Below are 2,122 nucleotides of genomic sequence, written 5' to 3'. Positions count from 1 at the left end.
CTAGAGAATAGGTTTCACATTGCAATAAAGATGCTCATCAACCACTATACAGATCACAAACAACACACCACACAACCACCAACACCAGACAAACCATCTGGCATTACCAGTCGTGGGCTATGCGCCCAACAGGTGTTGAACGTGAACCCGACAGCATGCTCGCCATTGTTTCTATACCCAACCCAAACGCACCCACACCCACCACCCAGGCGGGCAGCGACCAAATGCAGGCACAAGAAACACACACCCAACCAAACAGGTCGGTATGCGTCCCCAATTTACGGGCTCCCTAGAAAGGAGGTGATCCAGCCGCACCTTCCGGTACGGCTACCTTGTTACGACTTCGTCCCAATCGCCAATCCCACCTTCGACCACTCCCCCCGCAAACGCGGTTAGGCCATGGGCTTCGGGTGTTACCAACTTTCGTGACGTGACGGGCGGTGTGTACAAGGCCCGAGAACGTATTCACCGCAGCGTTGCTGATCTGCGATTACTAGCGACTCCACCTTCATGGGGTCGAGTTGCAGACCCCAATCCGAACTGAGACTGGCTTTAAGGGATTCGCTCCACCTCACAGTATCGCAACCCTCTGTACCAGCCATTGTAGCATGCGTGAAGCCCAAGACATAAGGGGCATGATGATTTGACGTCATCCCCACCTTCCTCCGAGTTAACCCCGGCAGTCCCCCACGAGTCCCCACCATAACGTGCTGGCAACATAGGGCAAGGGTTGCGCTCGTTGCGGGACTTAACCCAACATCTCACGACACGAGCTGACGACAACCATGCACCACCTGCACACGACCAACTAAATGCCACCACATCTCTGCAGTGCCGCCGTGCATGTCAAGCCTTGGTAAGGTTCTTCGCGTTGCATCGAATTAATCCGCATGCTCCGCCGCTTGTGCGGGCCCCCGTCAATTCCTTTGAGTTTTAGCCTTGCGGCCGTACTCCCCAGGCGGGGCACTTAAAGCGTTAGCTACGGCGCAGAAACCACGGGTGGCCCCCACACCTAGTGCCCAACGTTTACAGCGTGGACTACCAGGGTATCTAATCCTGTTCGCTCCCCACGCTTTCGCTCCTCAGCGTCAGTAACGGCCCAGAGACCCGCCTTCGCCACCGGTGTTCTTCCTGATATCTGCGCATTCCACCGCTACACCAGGAGTTCCAGTCTCCCCTACCGCACTCAAGCCTGCCCGTACCCACCGCACGCCCCCAGTTAAGCCAGAGGATTTCACGGCAGACGCGACAAACCGCCTACAAGCCCTTTACGCCCAATAATTCCGGACAACGCTCGCACCCTACGTATTACCGCGGCTGCTGGCACGTAGTTAGCCGGTGCTTCTTTACCCACTACCCTCACCACAACCACAGTTGCGGCTTGACCATGAGCGAAAGAGGTTTACAACCCGAAGGCCGTCATCCCTCACGCGGCGTCGCTGCATCAGGCTTTCGCCCATTGTGCAATATTCCCCACTGCTGCCTCCCGTAGGAGTCTGGGCCGTATCTCAGTCCCAATGTGACCGGTCACCCTCTCAGGCCGGTTACCCGTCAAAGCCTTGGTAAGCCATCACCCCACCAACAAGCTGATAGGCCGCGAGCCCATCCCCCACCAGAAAAAACCTTTCCACCACCCCCCATGCGAAGGACAGTGAATACCCGGTATTAGCAGCCGTTTCCGACCGTTATCCCAAAGAAGGGGGCAGGTTACTCACGTGTTACTCACCCGTTCGCCACTCATCCAACCCAGCAAGCTGGGCCTTCAGCGTTCGACTTGCATGTGTTAAGCACGCCGCCAGCGTTCGTCCTGAGCCAGGATCAAACTCTCCGAACAAAAACGTAAAAACATTAAGCCCGGAAAACCCACCACAAAAAACCGTGGCAAGCAATCCCAACCAAAAAAAATACTCAAAAACAAAAAACAGGCATAAAAACAAAAAACAAACACACTATCGAGTTCACAAACAACACCCCCACACTCCCCAACCAAACCCACCAAAAACCAGCAGGAAAAGCCAAGAAAGAAGGCCACCACCACAACCACAAGGCCGCGGCGACGAAAGAAAAATCTACACACCCAACCCCCACCACGTCAAACCAAAACCACGTGAACCAGCACACA

1 protein-coding gene and 1 rRNA gene are annotated in these 2,122 nt (G+C 55.2%); one reads left to right on the top strand and one right to left on the bottom strand.

The genetic code is table 11. The features are described 5' to 3' along the window. Window positions 1-293: 293 nt before the first annotated feature. Window positions 294-1,834: ribosomal RNA gene (locus tag ADG72_RS05430) — 16S ribosomal RNA — on the bottom strand. Between the two features lie 44 nt (window positions 1,835-1,878). Between ADG72_RS05430 and ADG72_RS08750 the strand changes: the two genes are divergently transcribed. Then, the coding region (locus tag ADG72_RS08750) for a hypothetical protein (RefSeq protein WP_204372720.1) at window positions 1,879-2,122 on the top strand (244 nt) is incomplete at its 3' end.

The organism is Trueperella pyogenes (assembly GCF_001070855.1).
GTDB classification, from domain to species: domain Bacteria; phylum Actinomycetota; class Actinomycetes; order Actinomycetales; family Actinomycetaceae; genus Pauljensenia; species Pauljensenia pyogenes_A.
The sequence above is the reverse complement of the archived record's forward strand: the minus strand, read 5'-3'. Positions and strand labels throughout refer to the sequence as shown.